General features: G+C 74.4%; 18 protein-coding genes. 11 read left to right on the top strand and 7 right to left on the bottom strand.

The features are described 5' to 3' along the window. Positions 1 to 5 precede the first annotated feature (5 nt). The 6 genes from hppD to FXF52_RS21825 are packed head-to-tail and all read left to right on the top strand — an operon-like array spanning position 6 to position 6,120. Positions 6 to 1,112, top strand: a complete 1,107-nt coding sequence (hppD, locus tag FXF52_RS21850; protein WP_148799464.1) for a 4-hydroxyphenylpyruvate dioxygenase — start codon at positions 6 to 8, stop codon at positions 1,110 to 1,112. After that, positions 1,109 to 2,032 carry a phytanoyl-CoA dioxygenase family protein gene (locus tag FXF52_RS21845; RefSeq protein ID WP_148799462.1) on the top strand — a complete coding sequence of 308 codons (924 nt, stop codon included), beginning with the start codon at positions 1,109 to 1,111 and terminating at the stop codon, positions 2,030 to 2,032. Before hppD ends, FXF52_RS21845 begins: the two co-directional genes overlap by 4 nt. 1 nt (position 2,033) lies before the next feature. Continuing rightward, positions 2,034 to 2,831 carry a DUF3050 domain-containing protein gene (locus FXF52_RS21840; protein ID WP_148799460.1) on the top strand — a complete coding sequence of 266 codons (798 nt, stop codon included), beginning with the start codon at positions 2,034 to 2,036 and terminating at the stop codon, positions 2,829 to 2,831. After that, positions 2,828 to 3,796 carry a thiamine pyrophosphate-dependent dehydrogenase E1 component subunit alpha gene (locus FXF52_RS21835; RefSeq protein WP_148799458.1) on the top strand — a complete coding sequence of 323 codons (969 nt, stop codon included), beginning with the start codon at positions 2,828 to 2,830 and terminating at the stop codon, positions 3,794 to 3,796. Before FXF52_RS21840 ends, FXF52_RS21835 begins: the two co-directional genes overlap by 4 nt. After that, positions 3,796 to 4,761 (top strand): alpha-ketoacid dehydrogenase subunit beta, encoded by a 966-nt coding sequence (locus tag FXF52_RS21830; protein WP_148799456.1) that lies wholly within the window; start codon positions 3,796 to 3,798, stop codon positions 4,759 to 4,761. Before FXF52_RS21835 ends, FXF52_RS21830 begins: the two co-directional genes overlap by 1 nt. 3 nt (positions 4,762 to 4,764) lie before the next feature. Then, positions 4,765 to 6,120 (top strand): hypothetical protein, encoded by a 1,356-nt coding sequence (locus FXF52_RS21825; RefSeq protein ID WP_148799454.1) that lies wholly within the window; start codon positions 4,765 to 4,767, stop codon positions 6,118 to 6,120. Between the two features lie 6 nt (positions 6,121 to 6,126). On the opposite strand, the gene FXF52_RS21820 is transcribed toward FXF52_RS21825, so the two are convergent. From FXF52_RS21820 to FXF52_RS21810, 3 genes are all read right to left on the bottom strand, one after another. Further along, on the bottom strand, positions 6,127 to 7,641 hold the full coding sequence (locus FXF52_RS21820; RefSeq protein ID WP_148799452.1) for a hypothetical protein: 1,515 nt from the start codon (positions 7,639 to 7,641) through the stop codon (positions 6,127 to 6,129). Positions 7,642 to 7,656: 15 nt separating this feature from the next. After that, on the bottom strand, positions 7,657 to 8,376 hold the full coding sequence (locus FXF52_RS21815) for an SGNH/GDSL hydrolase family protein (protein ID WP_148799449.1): 720 nt from the start codon (positions 8,374 to 8,376) through the stop codon (positions 7,657 to 7,659). A 71-nt stretch (positions 8,377 to 8,447) separates the two neighbouring features. After that, positions 8,448 to 9,056: a hypothetical protein gene (locus tag FXF52_RS21810; RefSeq protein ID WP_148799447.1), complete on the bottom strand. Its 609-nt coding sequence runs from the start codon at positions 9,054 to 9,056 to the stop codon at positions 8,448 to 8,450. A 98-nt stretch (positions 9,057 to 9,154) separates the two neighbouring features. Between FXF52_RS21810 and FXF52_RS21805 the strand changes: the two genes are divergently transcribed. Then, positions 9,155 to 9,625 carry an LOG family protein gene (locus FXF52_RS21805; protein ID WP_187413619.1) on the top strand — a complete coding sequence of 157 codons (471 nt, stop codon included), beginning with the start codon at positions 9,155 to 9,157 and terminating at the stop codon, positions 9,623 to 9,625. A gap of 6 nt (positions 9,626 to 9,631) precedes the next feature. Here FXF52_RS21805 and FXF52_RS21800 read toward each other — a convergent pair whose 3' ends face one another. The 4 genes from FXF52_RS21800 to FXF52_RS21785 all read right to left on the bottom strand — a co-directional run bounded on the left by FXF52_RS21800 (position 9,632) and on the right by FXF52_RS21785 (position 13,574). After that, positions 9,632 to 10,306, bottom strand: a complete 675-nt coding sequence (locus FXF52_RS21800; RefSeq protein WP_255472208.1) for an HAD family hydrolase — start codon at positions 10,304 to 10,306, stop codon at positions 9,632 to 9,634. Continuing rightward, positions 10,303 to 10,695, bottom strand: coding sequence for an MmcQ/YjbR family DNA-binding protein (locus tag FXF52_RS21795; RefSeq protein WP_148799445.1), 393 nt, complete (start codon positions 10,693 to 10,695; stop codon positions 10,303 to 10,305). The genes FXF52_RS21800 and FXF52_RS21795 overlap by 4 nt, the downstream gene beginning before the upstream one ends. 87 nt (positions 10,696 to 10,782) lie before the next feature. Beyond that, on the bottom strand, positions 10,783 to 12,006 hold the full coding sequence (locus FXF52_RS21790) for an MFS transporter (protein WP_148799443.1): 1,224 nt from the start codon (positions 12,004 to 12,006) through the stop codon (positions 10,783 to 10,785). Next, positions 12,003 to 13,574: a class I adenylate-forming enzyme family protein gene (locus tag FXF52_RS21785; protein ID WP_148799440.1), complete on the bottom strand. Its 1,572-nt coding sequence runs from the start codon at positions 13,572 to 13,574 to the stop codon at positions 12,003 to 12,005. The genes FXF52_RS21790 and FXF52_RS21785 overlap by 4 nt, the downstream gene beginning before the upstream one ends. A gap of 333 nt (positions 13,575 to 13,907) precedes the next feature. Between FXF52_RS21785 and FXF52_RS21780 the strand changes: the two genes are divergently transcribed. The 4 genes from FXF52_RS21780 to FXF52_RS21765 are packed head-to-tail and all read left to right on the top strand — an operon-like array spanning position 13,908 to position 18,600. After that, positions 13,908 to 15,218 (top strand): SGNH/GDSL hydrolase family protein, encoded by a 1,311-nt coding sequence (locus FXF52_RS21780; RefSeq protein WP_148799438.1) that lies wholly within the window; start codon positions 13,908 to 13,910, stop codon positions 15,216 to 15,218. Positions 15,219 to 15,278: 60 nt separating this feature from the next. Next, positions 15,279 to 16,496 carry a cytochrome P450 gene (locus FXF52_RS21775; RefSeq protein WP_148799436.1) on the top strand — a complete coding sequence of 406 codons (1,218 nt, stop codon included), beginning with the start codon at positions 15,279 to 15,281 and terminating at the stop codon, positions 16,494 to 16,496. A 9-nt stretch (positions 16,497 to 16,505) separates the two neighbouring features. Beyond that, positions 16,506 to 17,489 (top strand): alpha/beta hydrolase, encoded by a 984-nt coding sequence (locus tag FXF52_RS21770; RefSeq protein ID WP_148799434.1) that lies wholly within the window; start codon positions 16,506 to 16,508, stop codon positions 17,487 to 17,489. Positions 17,490 to 17,493: 4 nt separating this feature from the next. Further along, complete coding sequence (locus FXF52_RS21765) at positions 17,494 to 18,600, top strand: alpha-hydroxy acid oxidase (RefSeq protein WP_148799516.1); 1,107 nt, start codon at positions 17,494 to 17,496, stop codon at positions 18,598 to 18,600. The last annotated feature ends 1 nt before the right edge of the window (position 18,601 follow it).

Here is an 18,601-nt window from a genome sequence, read left to right as displayed (position 1 = left end):
GACAGATGAACATCAACGGAATAGACCACATCGAACTGTACGTGGGGGACGCCCGGCAGGCCGCCTTCTACTTCGGCACCGCGCTCGGGTTCCGGCTGCGCGGCCAGGGCGGCCCGGAGACCGGGCTGGCCGACCAGCGTTCGCTGCTGCTGGCGCAGGCCGACATCCGGATGCTGCTCACCTCCGGGCTGACCGCCGAGCACCCGGCGTCGGCGTACGTGCAACGGCACGGCGACGGCATCGCGGTGGTCGCCCTCGAGGTCGATGACGCCGCCGGGGCGTACGCGGAGCTGGTGGACCGGGGGGCGACCGGGGTGACCCCGCCGCGCACCTTCACCGGGGCGGACGCCGAGGTGGTGACCGCGGAGGTGGGCGGCTTCGGCGACGTGGTGCACCGGCTGGTCGAGCGGCACGGCGACCGGACGGAGTTCCTGCCGGGCGCGGTGGAGTCGCTGCCCGCCGGCGGCGACGACAAGCTGCTCGCCGAGATCGACCACCTGGCGGTCTGCGTGCCGCCCGGGCAGCTCGACGAGACGGTCGCGCACTACGAGCGGGTGTTCGGCTTCGCGCAGATCTTCGAGGAGCACATCGAGGTCGCCGGGCAGGCGATGAACTCCAAGGTGGTGCAGAGCCCATCCGAGCGGGTCACCGTGGTGCTGCTGGAGCCGGACACCAGCCGCCGGCCCGGGCAGATCGAGGACTTCCTGCGCTGGCACGCCGGCGCGGGGGTGCAGCACCTGGGGCTGCGCACCGACGACATCGTCACCGCGGTCGGCGCCCTCGCCGAGCGGGGCGTGCGCTTCGCCGGCACCCCGGCCACCTACTACGACGACCTGGAGCAACGCGTCGGGCCGGTCGACGTGCCGCTGGACCGGCTGCGCGACCTGAGCATCCTGGTCGACTCCGACCACGGGGGCCAGCTCCTGCAGATCTTCACCGAGTCGATGCACGTGCGCCGCACCCTCTTCCTCGAACTCATCGAGCGGCGCGGGGCGCGCACCTTCGGCAGCGGCAACATCAAGGCGCTCTACGAGGCCAAGGAACGGGAACTGGCCGCGGCGGGGGCGAGCGCCGCCGTCGCGACCGCCACCGCGGGAGGGGTTGGGGCATGACCACCACACATCCGGAACTGACCGCCGCGGAGACGGCGCTGCTGCCGTCCGACGAGGACGTGCGCCACTACGCCGAACACGGCTGGTACCTGTCGAAGAAGCTGCTCACCGACGACGAGGTGGACGAGCTGCTCGCGGCGACCGACCGCTACTACGCCGGGGAACGCGACCGGCGGCTGCCGGTGCGGCCGCCGAAACTGGCCTACTGGGAGCCGGCGAAAGGCGACGTGCAGCGGCACAACGACTACGTGCACTACGAGCACGACGTCATCGGCCGGATCCTGCGCAAGCCGCTGATCGGGGCGGTCGCCGCCCGGCTGGCCGAGGCCGCGGAGATCCGCGTCTTCCAGTCCACGCTGATCTACAAGCCGCCGATCTCCGGCGAGCCGTCCAACATCGTGCCCTGGCACTTCGACAAGCACTACTGGGCGTCCCTGTCGTCGGAGCGCATGCTCACCGCGTTCATCCCCTTCCACGACTGCGGGGAGGAGATGGGCACCATCACCATGGTCGACGGGTCGCACCGCTGGCAGGAGATCGGCGCCGACGACACCGTGGTCCGGCACTTCGCCGACCGGGACCGCGACCAGCTCGAGGTGATGCTCGCCGAGAACGCCGCGCACAACCACGCGGAGATCCGCAAGATCCCCATGGTCATCCCCAAGGGGCACATGAGCTTCCACCACTGCCGGATCTACCACGGCAGCGGCGCGAACGTCAGCGGCCGGCCCCGCCGGGCGATCTCGCTGCACCTGCAGGACGGGGGCAACGCCTGGCGGGAGTATCCGCTCTCCGACGGCACGCTCGCCGCGTACAACCACGATGTGCTGGTCCGCCGCACCCCCGAGGGCCGGCCGGACTACGCCGATCCCGAATTCTGCCCGGTCATCTGGCGCGACCGCGCCCAGCAGGGAGGCTGACATGTCACGGTACGACTGGGGTAGGACACATCCCGGCATCGAGCGGCTCGAACGGGCGGTGGCCGACCGTCGCGACGTGGTGGTCCAGCACCCGCTGTACGCCAACCTGGACAGCCACGACGCGCTGGTCACCTTCATGGAGCACCACGTCTTCGCGGTGTGGGACTTCATGTCGCTGCTCAAGTCGCTGCAGCGCCAGCTCACCTGCGTCACCGTGCCGTGGATCCCGACCGGCCCGACCGGCAGCCGCCGCCTGATCAACGACATCGTCATGGTGGAGGAGAGCGACGAGCTGGACGACGGCTACCTCAGCCACTTCGAGCTCTACGTGCAGGGCATGACGGAGGCGGGCGCGGACACCACCGCCGTGGCGCGGCTGATCGACCTGCTGCGCGCCGGCCGGCCGGTCACCGAGGCGCTGGTCGAGGCCGGCGTGCCGGCCCCGTCCGCCGCGTTCGCCGGCACCACCTGGCGGATCATCGAGAGCACCCCGGTGCACTGCCAGGCGGCTGCCTTCGCGTTCGGCCGGGAGGACCTCATCCCCGAGATGTTCACCCAGGTCGTCGCCGTCAACGAACGCAGCCAGCGGCTCAACAAGTTCGTCGACTACCTGGAGCGGCACATCGAGGTCGACGGGGAGCAGCACACCCCGATGGCCATGCAGATGCTCGCCGACCTGTGCGGCGACGACGACGCCAAGTGGCAGCAGTGCGCCGACACCGTCAACACCGCGCTCGCCGCCCGGGCCCGACTCTGGGACCACATCCTGGCCGCCGTCAAGGAGGGGCGGCCGGCGTGACCCACGATCCGGTCCGGCTCTACCGGACGGTACGGCTGATCCGCCGCTTCGAGGAGAGGGCGATCGAGCTGGTCCGCGCCGGGGAGATCGTCGGCGGCATCCACCCGTACCTGGGGCAGGAGGGGATCGCCGCCGGGGTCTGCGCCGCGCTGCGCGACGGCGACCTGGTGACCGGCACCCACCGCGGGCACGGGCACGTGCTCGGGAAGGGCGCCGACCCGGCCCGGATGCTCGCCGAGCTCTGCGGCCGGGTCACCGGGCTCAACCGGGGCCGGGGCGGGTCGATGCACGCCGCGGACTTCGGCGTCGGGGTGCTCGGCGCCAACGCCATCGTCGGGGCTGCCGGCGCGATCCTCACCGGAGCGGTGTGGGCGCGCCGGCGGCGCGGCGACGACCTCGTCGGGGCGACCTTCTTCGGCGACGGCGCGGTCAACGAGGGGATGCTGCTGGAGGCGTTCAACCTGGCCGCGCTTTGGCGGGTGCCGGTGCTGTTCGTCTGCGAGAACAACGGCTACGCCACCACCATGCCCGTCGCGGGCGCGGTCGCCGGCACCATCGCCGGCCGCGCGGCCGCGTTCGGCATGCCGGCCACCGTCGTGGACGGGCAGGACCCCGAGCAGGTACGCGACGCCACCGCCGCCGCCGTCGCCCGGATGCGCGCGGGCGGCGGCCCGGAGCTGGTCGAGGCGCACACCTACCGGTTCGACGCCCACCACACCTTCGAGCACGCGGTACGCCTCGAATACCGCCCGCCCGACGAGGTGGCGGCCGGCCGGTCCCGGGACCCGGTCGACATCCAGGGCGCCCGGCTGCCCCCGGCGGCCCGGGCGGCCGTCGACGCCGAGGTCGAGGCGACCCTCGCCGCGGCCGTCGCGTACGCCCTGGCCAGCCCGCCCCCGGACCCGGCCGCGGCACTGGAGCACCTGTACGCCAGCGGGCTCACCGCCCGGACCGGAGGTGGCTGATGCCCCGGCTCTCCTACCGCAGGGCGCTCACCCGGGCGCTCGCCGACGAGATGACCCGCGACGAGTCGGTCTTCCTGCTCGGCGAGGACATCCGGGTCGCCGCCGCGAACGTCACCTCCGGGCTGCTCAAGCGGTTCGGGCCGGAGCGGGTCCTCGACACCCCGCTGTCCGAGCAGGCGTTCACCAGCTTCGCCACCGGCGCCGCGCTGGCCGGGCTGCGACCGGTGCTCGAGTTCCAGATCCCGTCGCTGCTCTTCCTGGTCTTCGAGCAGATCGTCAACCACGCGCACAAGTTCCCACTGATGACCGGGGGGCAGTGCGCCGTGCCGGTCACCTACCTGGTGCCCGGCTCCGGCTCCCGGACCGGCTGGGCCGGGCAGCACTCCGACCACCCGTACAGCCTCTTCGCCCACGTCGGGGTGACCACGGTGGTGCCGGCCACCCCGGCCGACGCGTACGGCCTGCTGGTGTCGGCGATCCGCTGCGACGACCCGGTGGTGGTCTTCGCCCCCGCCGGGGCCCTCGACGTGCGGGCTGACGTCGTGGACCTGGCGCCGGTGCCGCTGGGGCGGGGCGTGGTGCGGCGCCCCGGAACGGACGTCACCGTGGTGGCGGTCGGGCACCTGGTGCACGACGCGCTCGCCGTCGCCGACGAGCTGGCCGACCAGGTGTCGGTGGAGGTCTTCGACCCCCGGACGCTGTACCCGGTCGACTGGGACGGGCTGGTCGGGTCGGTGTCGCGCACCGGGCGTCTCGTCGTGGTGGATGACTCCAACCGGTCCTGCGGCATCGCCGGCGAGATCATCGCGACGGTGGTCGAGCGGGTGCGGCTGCTCGCGCCGCCCCGCCGGGTCACCCGCCCGGACGGCGCCGTGCTGCCCTTCGCACCCGCCCTGGACCGGGCCGTGCAGCCCGGCCGCGACCAGCTCACCGCCGCCATCCAACTCACCATGAAGGACGGTTGACCGATGGACCCGAACTACCCGTGGCCGCCCGCCGAGCAGGCGTGGACGGACCTTCCCGAGCCGACCCGCCGGGCGATGGTGGCCGCCGGCGCCGCCGAGTGGGCGCGGATCTACCACGGCCGGGCGACGTACAACAAGCAGTGGCGGCTGGCCCGGCCGCCGGTGCTCACCGCCGACGCGTTCCGCGAGCTGAACGAGGTCTGCGACCGGATCGCCCAGCTCATCCTGGAGGCGTGCCAGCGGCGCGCCCGCACCGCCGGGGAACTGCGCCGGCTGCTCGACGTGCCGGCGGGGGAGACCAAGCTGCTCGATGAGGACGAGCCGCTGCACGAGGGGCTGCTCGCCGCGTACCGGCCGGACGTGCTGCTCTCCGGCGGGGTGCCGTGCATCGTGGAGTACAACATCGACAGCAGCCTCGGCGGCGGCTTCGACGCGGACACGGTGATCTACCGCTACGCCGACCTCTACCGGGAGCACGGTCTGCTCGACGGGCTGCCGGTCCGCCCGGCGCCGTCCCTGCTGGACCAGCGGTTCGTGGCGATCCGGGACACCCTCGGGCTGGCCGACGGGGCCCGGGTGGCGCTGCTGATGGACTTCGACGCGGAATACCCGGGGCTGGACGACCCGGAGACGTTCATCCGGATCCTCGCCCCGCTCGCCGACCAGGCCAAGCGGTTCGGCATCGACCTGGTCATCGCCCCGCTCTCCACCGCCACCCTCGACGAGGAGCGGCGGCTCGTGGTCGGCGGCGACCCGGTGGACGCGCTGTTCCGGCTGTTCGTGCCCAACCGGGTCACCCCCAGCGCCGGCCTGGACGCCGTCGCCGGGGCCCTCGCGGCCGGCACCCTGCCGATGTTCGTCAGCACCGCCGCCTGGCTGCTCAGCAACAAGCTGAACTACGCCTGGCTCTGGGCCGACCTTCCGCTGCTGTCGGAGACCGACCGGGCGCTGATCCGCCGGTACGTCCCGCACACCGTGGCGCTCACCGCCGACCAACTGGACCGCGCGCTGGCCGAGCAGGCCGACCTGGTGGCGAAACCGGCCGGTGGCTCGGCCGGGCACGGGGTGCTGATCGGCCGGGAGATGAGCGCGGTGGCCTGGGCGGACGGCGTCCGCGCCGCGATCGACGCGGGCGGCAACATCCTCCAGCGCTACCACGAGGCCGACCGGGTGGCGATGGACTTCGTGCAGATCGAGACCGGGGAGACGGTCCGCGCCGCGGTGCCGTACAGCCTGGCCCCGTACCTGTTCGGCCGGACCGGCTCCGGCGCCCTGGCCCGGGTCGGCTACCCGGGCTGCGAGCCGGTGCTCAACCTGGCCCGCGGCGTCCTCATGACCGGCGTCCTCCTCACCGGCTGAACCGGGTCAGGGGCGGCGCCAACGGGTGAGGAGGGCGGCGCAGTAGGCGTCGACGGCCATCGGCGGCACCGGGCGGCGGCTGCGCTGGACGGCGGAAACCGCCTTCGCCACCGTGGGATCCCAGCGGCGCAGCGGCAGCCACCCGGCGACGTGCGCCTCGTGGCGTGCCGTGCCGGGTCGACCGGCGCCGCTGAGGTCGCGGCGCACGGTCGGCCGCCGGCCGAGGCGGCGCACGCGCACGTGGTGGGTGAAGGTACGCGCCAGGGCCCGCATGTCGGCCTCCGAGAAGACCTCGGGCAGCCGGGGCGTCGAGTGGTACAGCACGGCGAAGTCGATGTCGAGCAGTGCGTGGGTGACGTCCTCGGCCGACGTCACCCCGTGGAACTGCGGACGGTAGCGCGAGCCGTCACGGACCGGGTCGCCGGTCTTCGCCCAGCCGCGGTAGACCCGGCCGAACGAGGGCCAGTACGACCACACCAGGGCACCCCTCCGGAGCTGCATCTGCCGGCGCAGGGTGCGGGCCATGGCGACCGCGCGGTCGACGTAGCCGCGATCGCCGGTCGCGGCGGCGAGCTGGATCAGCGTCCGTCCGACGGCGAGGAACTCATTGGTGGGCAGTTCGGCCCCGGCGAACCCGACCGGCTCGTCCGGCAACCAGACGTGGTAGCCCTCCCCGTCGGCCGAGACCCGCCACTGGTGGTCGTGCACGGCCAGCGCCTCGTGCGCCACCGCGAGATAGTCGTCGGTGCGCGCGGCGACGGCGGCGGGCACCAGGTCGGGCCGTTCGCGGGCGAGCCGGGCGAGACCGGCGAGCGGGTAGGTGATCATCCCGGTCTGTGCGGCCAGGGCCACCCGGGCGGGCCGGCACCGGTAGCTGCCGGGCCGGATCCGGCGAACGTCGGGCGAGCCGGTCGCCGCCGCCGCGGCGCCCGGCGGCGGGTCGAGCAGGTCCACGGTCACCGGCGCGTCGGCGCTGTGCTGCTCGTAGGCCACCCGGTCGGCCCGTCGCGGATCGGTGGGAGCGAGGCTGAGGTCCGCCAGCACGATCGGCGGCCGGTCACCGGCCGGGGTGACCGTGAGCGCGAACCGGCCGTCCCCGACCGGGGTGACCTGGACCGCGGCCTTCACCCCGTGCGGTGGACAGTGGTGCACGCGCAGGGCCGGGGCGCCGGCCACGTCCGGGACCACGGCGGTGGCCACGGTGAACTTGCCGGCGGAACTCCACACCGGCAGGCTGAGGCCGCGGTGGTCCCGCACGCCCCGCAGGTGGTCCCGCGCCGCGATGACCGCGTCCGCCATGCGCACCAGGCGACCGAGGTGGCTCGGGTCGCCGGTCGCCTCCGCCATGAGCAGGTACGCCTGCATCCGCCAGGCGAGCCCCCAGCCGAGCGCGCCGGCGTCGTTGTCGGGCACCACCGGGTCGGCGGACCCCAGGGCCGGTAGGGCGTCCTCGACCGCGTCGAACAGGCCGTGGTCGCTGATGGACGCTGCGGGACGGGTCGTCGCGAACAGAGGCGGCATTTCGGGATTGTGCCATCACCGGCGCTCGATCTGTGCCCCGTTCGACACGTGGCGTGGCGAGCCGGTTACGCGGGTGCCCAGCACCCGGAGGGTCTCGGCGGTGGCGATGGCGTCGCTGCGGGCGCTGCCGTGCCGGCCGTCGCTGCTGTACAGCGACGGGTCGGCGACGGCCGGATGGTCGGTGAGGTGCACGTGCCGGGTGCCGAGCCGTTCGGCCAGGCGTCCGGTGTGGGCCGAGAGTCGACGCATCCGCTCGCCGAGGCCAGCGCGGAGCGCTTCGGGGACGGCGGGGCTGTGCGAGACGTCGAACATGCCGACCGTGATCACGTCCGCTCCGGCGTCCTGGAGGGCGGTGATCATCGCGGCCAGCTCGGCGTCCACCGCGCCCGGGTCGTACCCGGGCCGGAAGGCGTCGTTGCCGCCGCACACCACCAGCGCCAGGTCGGGGCCGAACGCCAGCGCCGGCGCCAGCTGGGCCGCCCGCACCTCGTGCGCGCGCAGCCCGCGCCGCCCCAGGTTCCGGTAGACCAGCGCGGGCTGGACCGCGCGCAGCTCGGCGGCGATCCGGTCGGCCCACTGCAGGTCGGAGTAGCCGTCGACCGGCTCGCACAGCCCCTCCGCCACGCTGTCGCCCAGCACCACGAACCGCCGCCACGGATGCCCCCGCAGCAGCGCCGCGCTCTCGCCTTCCCGAAGGCAGTGCGGGTCGGTCGCTTCGCACAACGTCGATGGCATGACGGCACGCTATCCGACGGGAGCGATAGACGGCAGCCTGGAAAACACGCGGACGGACGCGGAAAGGCCGGTCACGTCGGGACGTCGCCCTGACGCTGGTCCAGGCGTCGCTTGCGCCGCCGGCGGCGAGCCCGGTTGCCCAGTTGCGGAGGACCAGCCCGCCCCTTGCGTTGCCGTTCGAGGCGGCGGCGGGCCCGCTTCGACAACCCCTCCTCCGGGTCGTCGTCCCGGAACCAGGACCACACCCCCCAGCCCACGATGCCGAGGAACGCCAGCCCACCACCGATCGCGGTGAACGGTACGCCGCTCGACGTCCATGCCTGCGTGGCGTCCCGGCCGCTGACCCGCACGTCGACCGGCGCGGTCGGGCGCCCCTCCAGGTAAGGCTCGATCGTGACGTCACGGATGTGGAAACCCTCGTCGTCCGCCACGAACGTCCCGGAGCAGTGCCACCGCCCCTCCACGCGCCCGTCGGGGGTGCAGCGGGTGACCTCCACCCGCCCGGGCACTCCCGAATACTCGGCGAGAGTGGCGTCGACGCCGCGTACCAGCAGGAGCACGCCGCCGAGGGTCAGCCCGAGCAGGAACAGCACAGGGACGGCGAGTATCGCCCACATGCCGGCGTCGAACCCCCGCCCGCCCGACCGTGAGGCCGCCAACTCCTCCCGGGTACGTCTCACAGGGGCGATGGTAGGAGCACCGATCCAGCGGACGCGGCGCGTGGCGCACGCCCGGGAGCGTACGCCGGCGATATCCTCGCGCCGGGGGTGAGCCGGCAATGGTGCAGGTGGCGGTCTGTGGACCTGCATCGGCGGCGGCGGGCGAGGTGGCGTGGGCGCGGCGGGTGGGCGAGCTGCTGGCCGAGCGCCGGGTGACCGTCCTCTGTGGCGGGGGTGGCGGGGTGATGGCCGCCGTCGCCGCCGGCGCCCGGGCCCACGGGGGCCTGGTGATCGGGGTACGCCCCGACGACGGCACCGATCCGGGTGAGGCCGACGTGTCGGCGGCGGTGGTGACCAACATGGGGCAGGCCCGCAACGCGATCCTGGTGTGGAGCGCCGACGCGGTGATCGCCGTCGGCGGCTCGTGGGGGACGCTCAGTGAGGTGGCCCTGGCGATGCGGCGCGGCGTACCGGTGGCCGTGCTCGGTGGCTGGCGGGTCCTCGACCCGGCCGGCGACCCGCTGCCCGGCCCGCGGCACGTGGACACGCCGGACGAGGCGGTCGACGTCGCGCTGCGCCGGCCGGGCTGACCGCGCTCAGCCGAGCAGCGCCAGCAGCTCCTCGGGCCGGCCGGCGGCCAGGTCCGCCGGCTCCGCGGCGTCGTACTGGTGGCCCCAGCCGGCGGCCACCGCGACGGCGCCGCTGCTGCGGGCGGCCCGCAGGTCGAGCGGCGAGTCACCCACGTACGCGGCGTGGCGGGGAGCCAGCCCCAGCAGCCGGCAGGCCAGCCGGACGCCGTCCGGGTGCGGCTTGGGCCGCGCGACCTCGTCCCCGCCGAGGACCACCCGGAAGTGTCCGCGCAGCCCGGCCCGGTCGAGCAGGATCTCGGCGGCCCGGTGGCTGGCCCCGGTGAAGAGGCCGACCGGCACCCGGCCGGCGACGTCGGCGAGCACGTCCGCCACGCCGGGATAGACGGTGACCTGCCCGGCGAGCGTGGCCAGGTGAGCGTGGTAGGCGGCGAGGTCCGCGTCGGTGGCCGGGCGCCCGAGCAGGTGGGACAGCAGCGCGGCCGGTGGGCCGAGCGGGTACGCGGCGATGATCTCGGCGTCGGAGAGCGCCGGCCCACCGCCGTCCATGATGGCGGCCCGGTACGCCGCCGGCACCACCGCGTGCGACTCGATCAGCGTGCCGTCCATGTCGAAGACGATCCCGGACACCAGCGCGTGCCCCCGGCGCGCTGACGGCGAGCCGGGACGCGGGAGGGCGCTCACCGGGTCTCCGCCCGATGGGCGGCGGCGAGCCGCTTCGGGGCGCGGGTGTACCACGCCTCGGTGATCAGCTCGGCCAGCTCCGCGACGTCGACCCGGTCGAGCCGGACCAGCACGGCCGGGTATCCGTCGAAGTGCGGGGTGGTGAAGTAGACCGTGGGGTCGTCGGCCAGCAGTGCCTCCTTGGCGCCGAGGTCGGGCACCCGGACGCCGAGGATCGGGCCGTCGGGAGCGGCGTCGCCGAGGGCGTCGAGGTCGGCGCGGCGCAGCGGGCGCTCCCAGACGAACGGCTTGTCCCGGACCCGCCAGGCGGGCCGGTCGTCGTGGCTGCCGCGCTCGGTGGTCTCCGGCAGGGCGAGCGCGATCCGGCGTACGTCGTCCCAGGTCGCCATGCAGCGACCATACGCCCACCCACCGACCGACCGGATTGCCCCGCGTCGCCCTGGTGGCCGAGTGCGGGCCGCTTGACGCCAGACGGCTCAGGCCGGCGTGGACACCGCTGGTTCGGTTGTGGGGCGGTCGGCGCGCGACCGGGCAAGCAGCAGCGGCCCCACGGTCAGCGCCAGACAGGCCACCGCCATCACCAGCAGCGCCGGGGTCAGCCCGAGGGCCGCCACCGACCAGCCGCCGAGCAGCGCCCCCACCGGCAGGCCGAGGAAGGCCACCGACCCGGAGATGCCCAGCACCCGGGTCTGCAGCGGCGCCGGCACCCGCTCGTACAGGGCCGCACCGAGCAGCGGGTTCACCGCTGCGATGGCCACCCCGGACAGGAACGTCACGGTGAGCACCACCGCCAGTTCGTCGCTGAGGGCGAGCGCCAGCAGCCGGGGTGCGCCGCTGAGCGCCAGCCCCAGCGCGAAGGTCGACCGGCGGGGCAGCCGCGTCCCGGCGAGGGTGAACAGCAGGTTGCCCAGCAGCGCCCCGCCGGAGAACACCCCGAGCACCAGGCCGAAGCCGGCCGGGTCGCCGAGCACCCGGTCCACCCAGAGCGGGATCCACACCGCGACGCTGGCGTTGGCGAACATGTTGGACGCCGAGACCACCACCAGCATGGTTAGCAGCGTCCGGTCGGTACGCAGGTAGCCGAAGCCGCCGCGCAGCGCGCGCAGGTAGCTCTCCCGGGGCGCCGGCTCCGCCGGGGCGGGCGGCCGGACCAGCACCCCGATGAGCAGCGCGCAGACCGCGAACGTGGCCGCGTCGATCCAGATCGCCCGGGTCACCCCCACCCAGTCGATGAGCAGCCCGCCGAGCACCGCCCCGAACAGCGTCATGCCCCGGGTCAGCCCGTCGTAGGCGGAGGTGAGCCGGATCAGCGGCACGCCGGCCCGCTCGGCGGCGGGCTTGAACAGCACGTGCTTGACCCGGTCGCCGATGCCGCGCAGCCCGCCGGCCACCGCGACCAGCACCAGCAGCGCCCCGAACCCCAGCCAGGGGGCTAGCGCGACCACCGCCATCGCCGCCGCGCTGGCGGCGTCGACCGTGACGGCGGTCCGGCGTACCCCGAACCGGTCTGCCCACGGGGTCGCGAGGGCGCTGGAGAGCATGTACGGCAGGGTCTCCGCCGCCGCGACCAGGCCCATTCGGGTCGGGCTGCCGGTGGTCTCCAGCACCAGCCAGGGGATGGCCACCACCGAGATCCGGGTGCCGAGGTTGGACAGCAGGTCCGCGCCGACCAGGGTGAACAGTTCCCGGCGCGGGGTCACGCCGAGCTGCCGATCACGGTGCCCACCGCGTCCGCGTCGGTCGGGTGGGCCGCGGCGTACCGGGCGCGCAGGGCGCGCTTGTCCACCTTCGCCGAGCGGTTGAGCGGCAGCGCGTCGACGAACTCCACCGCGCCGGGCGCCCAGGTCTCGCTCAGCTCCCGGGTGACCAGCGCGATCAACTCGTCCCCGGTCACCGTCGCCCCGGGGGCGGGCACCACGTACGCGTACGGCAGCTCACCGGCCACCGGGTCCGGCACGCCGATGACGGCGGCGGCGCGTACCTCGGGGTGGCCGGCGAGGACGTCCTCGATCGGGCGGCAGTAGATCTGCCAGCCCCGCCGCCGGGCGGAGATCCGGTCCTGGAGCCGGTCGACCAGGTAGAGGTAGCCGTCGGCGTCCAGGTGGCCGATGTCCCGGGTCCGCACCCAGCCGTCGACCAGCGTCTCGGCGGTCAGTTCGGGCTGCCCGTGGTAGCCGGCGAAGCTCAGCTTGGTGCGTACCCACACCTCGCCGTCCTCGCCGGGCGGCAGCACCCGGCCGTCGGCGTCGCGGATCTCCACCGCCACGTCCCCGTACGGCCGGCCGCAGGAGCGCAGCCGCTCCGGGTGCTCCGGGTCGTCGGTCAGCCCCGGCAGGGCGCAGATCACCACGGCCTCGCTCAGCCCGTACACGATGCGCAGGCACGGGCCGAAGCCGGCGATCGCCTGGCGCAGCCGGGCGGGCGCGGCGGGCCCGGCGCCCACGTTGAACATGAACATGGCGGAGAAGTCGGCGCCGTCCAGCGCCGGATGGTCGAGCACCTCGTAGAGCATCGGCGGGGTGACGAAGGTGGAGGTGAGCCGCTCGGCGTCGACGGTCCGGATGAACGCCGCCGGGTCCCAGTGTTCGCGCAGGAACAGCACCCCGCCGGTGAACAGGTTGAACAGCGTGGTGATCTGGCCGCTGGCCAGCCACATCGGCGAGTGCGACAGGTGCCGCAGCAGGGGGAAGCCGGCCGCCCGGAAATCGGCGGCCAGGGCGAGGACCTGCCGGTAGAAGCTCTCCCGGTGGTGCACCAGCTTCGGCGTGCCGGTGGTGCCGCTGGTCTGCAGGAACGACTCCGGCGCGGGCACCGCGGCGGGCAGCTCCACCGGCTCGCCGCCGCCGACGGTGAGGTCCGGTCCCGCGCCGTCCGGCCCGAGGCAGAGCACCGGTACGGCGGCCAGCCCGGCGGCGATCTCCGCGCCGACCGGGTCGCGCGGGTCGTGGACGAAGGCGTCGGGGCGGGCCAGGGCGACGAACTCGTCGACCTCCCGCCGCGAGGTCACCGGGGCGATCCACATGCTCCGGCAGCCGAGCAGGTGCAGGGCCAGTTGCAGCAGCGGGCCCTCCACCGGGTTGCCGAGCATCACCAGCACCGCGTCGCCGGGGCGTACGCCGTGCCGCAGCAGCGCGCCGGCCAGGCCGCGGACCTCGGCGGCGACCTCGGCATAGGTCATCCGGCGACCCCCGCCGACGAGGGCCTCCCGGTCGCCGAAGCGGGCGAACAGGTCCAGTGCCTCGTGCACGTAGTTCGGCTGATCAGTCATGGCGCAGCCCCCATCGTGGTCCGCCGGCGGTCGGCGGGTGGCCCGCCCGCGCGGGGCGCCACGACGACCGTCGAGAACAGCGTCCGGGCAGGTCGGAGCCGGGACGCGACGACAGGTGCCAGGGTCGGCGACCGCACCGCCGCCGGCTTCGAGACTAGGCCCGCGGGTCCGGACAGGACAGAGCCGAACGGTGGCCCCGGACGCCCGCCGGACATTCGATCATGTCGATCAGGTTGATTGACGCTCGTCATCGGCGGCGGCTAGTTTCCGGTCCATCGCCCGGGCGGAGTCGCCGATCGTGCCGCGCCCGGGGCTGCCAACGATGGAGGATCCATGCCGACCCCGAAGAGATGGCACGTCATAGCTTTCGCCGCAACGATGCTGGTCGCCGGCGCCCCGGCCGTCACCGCGAGCGCCGGCCCCGCCGACAGCGAGGGCGCCCTGCCAGGGCGTACCGAGTGGGCGGGCAGTTGGGCCGCCGCGGTGACCCGTGGCAACACCGTCGGCCTGACCAACACCGGCCTGAACAACCAGAGCATCCGGATGCCCGTGCAGACCACCGTCGGTGGTGACCGGCTCCGGGTCCGGCTGACCAACCTCTACGGCGAACAGGCCGTGCGGGTCGGGCACGCCACCGTCGCCCGGCCCGACACCACCACCCCCGACGACCTGTCCGACATCGATCCGGCCAGCGTCCGCCCGCTGACCTTCAACGGCGCCGCGTCGGCCACCATCAACAAGGGTGCCGAGCTGCTCAGCGACCCGCTGGCCTTCCCGGTGGCGGAGCAGGAGGACCTGGTCGTCACCCTCTACTTCCCGGTGCTCACCGGCCCCGTCACCTTCCACGGGCAGTCCCGGGTCACCAACTTCATCGGCGCGGGCGACCTGACCACCGCGGCCGGCGGCACCGGCTTCACCATCCGGCCCAACTGCTGCTGGATGTTCCTCTCCGGCATCGACGTGGAACGCCGGCTCAGCCCCGGCGCGGTGGTGGTGCTCGGCGACTCCATCGGCGACGGCAACGGCAGCACCGTCAACACCGACCGGCGCTGGCCGGACCTGCTGGCCAAGCGGCTCATCGACGCCCGTCCCGAGGTCCGCACCCCGGGCGTGCTCAACCTGAGCCTGTCCGGCAACCGGCTCAACCACGAGGGCACCGAGCCCGGCGCGGGTGGCTTCCCCGGCTACTACGAGCTCGGCCCGAACGCCCTGGCCCGGCTCAACGAGGACGTCTTCCCGCAGACCGGGGTCCGCACCCTGATCACCCACCTGGGCATCAACGACATCTGGATGAACGGCGACAGCGCGGAGGCCATCATCGCCTCGCTGCGGCAGCTCAACCGCCAGGCCCAGGCCCGCGGTCTGACCAGCCTGGTCGGCACCATCACCCCGTACGAGGGCAACGGCGGCCCCGGGGTGTGGACGCCGGAGAAGGAGGCCACCCGGCAGGCGGTGAACACCTGGCTGCGCGGCACGGGCGCGACCGAGTTCGAGGCGGTGCTCGACTTCGACGCGGTGCTGCGCGACCCGGAGCACCCGGCCCGGCTGCTGCCGGCGTACGACGCCGGGGACCACATCCACCCGAACGACACCGGGGCCCAGGCGATGGCGGACGCCGTACCGCTGCAGCTGCTCGGTCTGTGACACCCGGCGGGGGCGGCGTCGACCAGATGCCGCCCCCGCCGCCGATCCTGGGGAGGCACGTTGGACGTCGACGAGATCCTGACCGGCCTGTACAGCGAGCAGGGCCGGCAGGACCCCTATCCGTGGTACGCGGCCCTGCACGAGCACGGGCCGATCAGCGCCATCCCGACCCGCGCCGAGCACAGCACCATCACCGCCGTCGCCGGCGGGTACGACCTGGTCGACCAGGTGCTGCGCGACCCCGAGTGGTACAAGGGCGCCCCGCCGGGCTGGCAGGAGCAGGAGATCCTGCGCACCTTCCTCTCCTCGATGATGTTCATCAACCCGCCGGACCACACCCGGATGCGGGGCGTCTTCGCGAAGACGTTCACCCCCAGACGGCTGGGTGCGCTGGAGCCGGTGATCGTCCGGGTCGTCGAGGAGCGCCTGGGCCGGCTGGCCGAGGCCGGCGCCGACGGGAGCGAGGTCGACTTCGTCGCCGACTTCGCGTACCCGGTCCCGGCGCTGGTGATGGCCGAGTTCATCGGCCTGCCCGAGGCCGACCTGGCCTGGTACCGGCAGCGGGTCGACTGGATCGACGAGTACATGGACGTCGCCGGCAAGACGCCGGAGCGGCTGGCCCGGGCCAACCAGGCCGCCGACGAGTTGCGCCGGTACTACCGGGACCTGATCGCCCACCGGCGCCGGCAGCCGGGCGAGGACCTGATCAGCGGGCTGGTCGAGGTGCTCGACGCGGGCGGCGTCGAGCTGACCGAGGAAGAGCTGATCAGCAACCTCATCGTGCTGTTCAACGCCAGCTTCGTCACCACCGTCTACATGTTCAGCAACGGCCTGCCGCTGCTGTTGGGCCACCCCGACGTGGTCGCCGCGCTGCCCGGCAACGACGCGCTGGCCCGGGGCTGCGTGGACGAGATCCTGCGGATGGAGAGCCCGGTGCACTTCCTGGCCCGGTCCGCGCCCCGCGACACCGAGCTGGGCGGCGTGTCGGTCAAGCGGGACGAGAACGTGCTGCTGCTGATCGCCGCCGCCAACCGTGACCCGTCCCGGTTCCCCGACCCGGACCGCTTCGACCCCCACCGCCAGGGGCCGCCCTCGCTCGCCTTCGGCGTGGGACTGCACTTCTGCCTCGGCTCGGCGGTGTCCCGGCTGGAGGGCCGGCTCGCCCTGCCCCGGCTCCTCGCCCGCTTCCCCCGTCTGACGATCACCCAGCCCTTCACCTACAGCGGCAGCCTGTTCCTGCGCGGCATCGACAAGCTCTTCGTCACCACCGGCAGTTAGGAGGACGTCATGGCCCTCGATCCGCAGGTGGTCGCGTACCGGGCCGCGCGCGCGGCCGCCGGCATCGCACCGCTCTACACGCAGACCCTGGCCGAGGCCCGCGCCGCCGACCTCGCCGCGATCCGCGCCGGCGCCGGCGCGGTCGAGCCGGTCCACGAGGTACGCGACACGCACCTCCCCGGCCCGGACGGGCCGCTCCCGGTGCGCATCCACCGGCCGGCCGGCGACGGCCCGCTGCCCACGCTGGTCTACTTCTTCGGCGGCGGCTGGACGCTCGGCAGCGTGGACACGGCCGACGGGATCTGCCGCCGGCTGGCCAACGCCACGCCCTGCCAGACGGTGACGGTCGGCTACCGGCTGGCCCCCGAGCACCGCTTCCCGGCCGCCGTCGACGACTGTTACGCGGCGCTGCGCCGGCTGGCCGGGCACGCCGAGGAGTACCGGGTCGACCCGGACCGGCTCGCCGTCGGCGGGGACAGTGCCGGCGGCAACCTCGCCGCCGCGGTCACGCTGCTGGCCCGCACGGACGGCGGCCCTCGGCTCGCCGCCCAGCTGCTGGTCTACCCCAACACCGACCAGCGGCCCGGCCCGGCACCGGCCGGCGACGAGGACCCGCTGCTGTTCAACCGGCACTCGGTCGACTGGTACCGGCGGCACTACCTGGCCGACCCCGCCGACGCGGCCCACCCGCTCGTCTCGCCGCTGCTCGCCGAGGACCTGTCCGGGCTGCCCCCGGCGCTGGTGATCACCGCGGAACACGATCCGTTGTGCGCCGAGGGGGAGCGGTACGCCGGGCGGCTGCGGGAGGCCGGGGTGCCCACCGAGCTGACCCGTTACGCCGGGATGATCCACGGGTTCTTCGCCATGCCGGGCGTGTTCGACGCCGGCCGGCGGGCGCAGGAGCAGGCGGCGGCCTTTCTGCGGGACCGCTTCGGGCTCGATCCGGTCTCCTCGGCGGCCGGCTCGACGGCGGGCGGGTCGGACCGTGACTGAGTCCCTGCTCGCCGAGGGTGCCGCGGGCTTCCCGTCGCCCGCGAGTCTGGCCGACTTCGCCGAGCTGGCCCGGGCCGTGCTGCCCCCCGACGTGTGGGACTTCGTGGCCGGCGGCAGCGGCGCCGAGACGACCCTCGCGGCCAACCGGGCCGCCCTGGACCGGGTGGCGGTGCTGCCCCGGGTGCTGACCGGGGTGGACCGGCCGCGCACCGACGCGGCGCTGCCCGGCGGCACGTACGCCCTGCCGGTGGCGGTCGCGCCGATGGCGTACCAGAAGCTGCTGCACCCGGACGGGGAGCTGGGGCTGGCCACCGCCGCCCGCACCGCCGGCGTGCCGTACGTGGCGAGCACGCTGGGCAGCACCCCGGTCGAGGAGATCACCGCGGTCGGTGGCAGCGTCTGGTTCCAGCTCTACTGGCTGCGCGACCGGGGCCTGGTGGCCGACCTGCTGGACCGGGCGCACGCCGCCGGCTGCGCCGCCCTGATGGTGACCGTCGACGTGCCGGTGCTCGGCCGGCGGCTGCGCGACGTCCGCAACGGCTTCGCCCTGCCACCGCAGGTGACCGCGGCGAACCTCCCCGGTGGCCGCGACGACCTGGCGCATCAGGGCACGCCCGGGGTGTCCGCGGTCGCCGTGCACACCGGTGCCGTCTTCGCCCCGGCGCTGAGCTGGGCCGACCTGGCCTGGCTGCGGGAGCGTACGCCGCTGCCGCTGCTGGTCAAGGGCGTCCTGGACCCGCGCGACGCGGTCCGCGCGGCGGAGGTCGGCGCGGACGCGGTGGTGGTCTCCAACCACGGCGGGCGGCAGTTCGACGGCGCCCCCGCCACCGCCACGATGCTGCCCGAGGTGGTGGCGGCGGTGCCGGAGCGCTGCGCGGTGCTGCTGGACAGCGGCGTGCGCAGCGGCACCGACGTGCTGCGCGCCCTCGCCCTCGGCGCGGCCGGCGTGCTGGTCGGCCGGCCGCTGCTCTGGGCCCTGGCGGCCGGCGGCCGGGCCGGCGCCGAGGCGGCCCTGGCGCTGCTCGCCGCCGAGCTGCGCGACGCGCTCACCCTGACCGGCTGTGCCGACCCGGCGGCGGCCGGGCACCTGCGCACCCTGACCGGAGGCTGAC

Source organism: Micromonospora sp. MP36 (assembly GCF_008119785.1).
GTDB lineage: Bacteria > Actinomycetota > Actinomycetes > Mycobacteriales > Micromonosporaceae > Micromonospora.
This window is presented reverse-complemented; position numbering and strand designations above follow the sequence as displayed.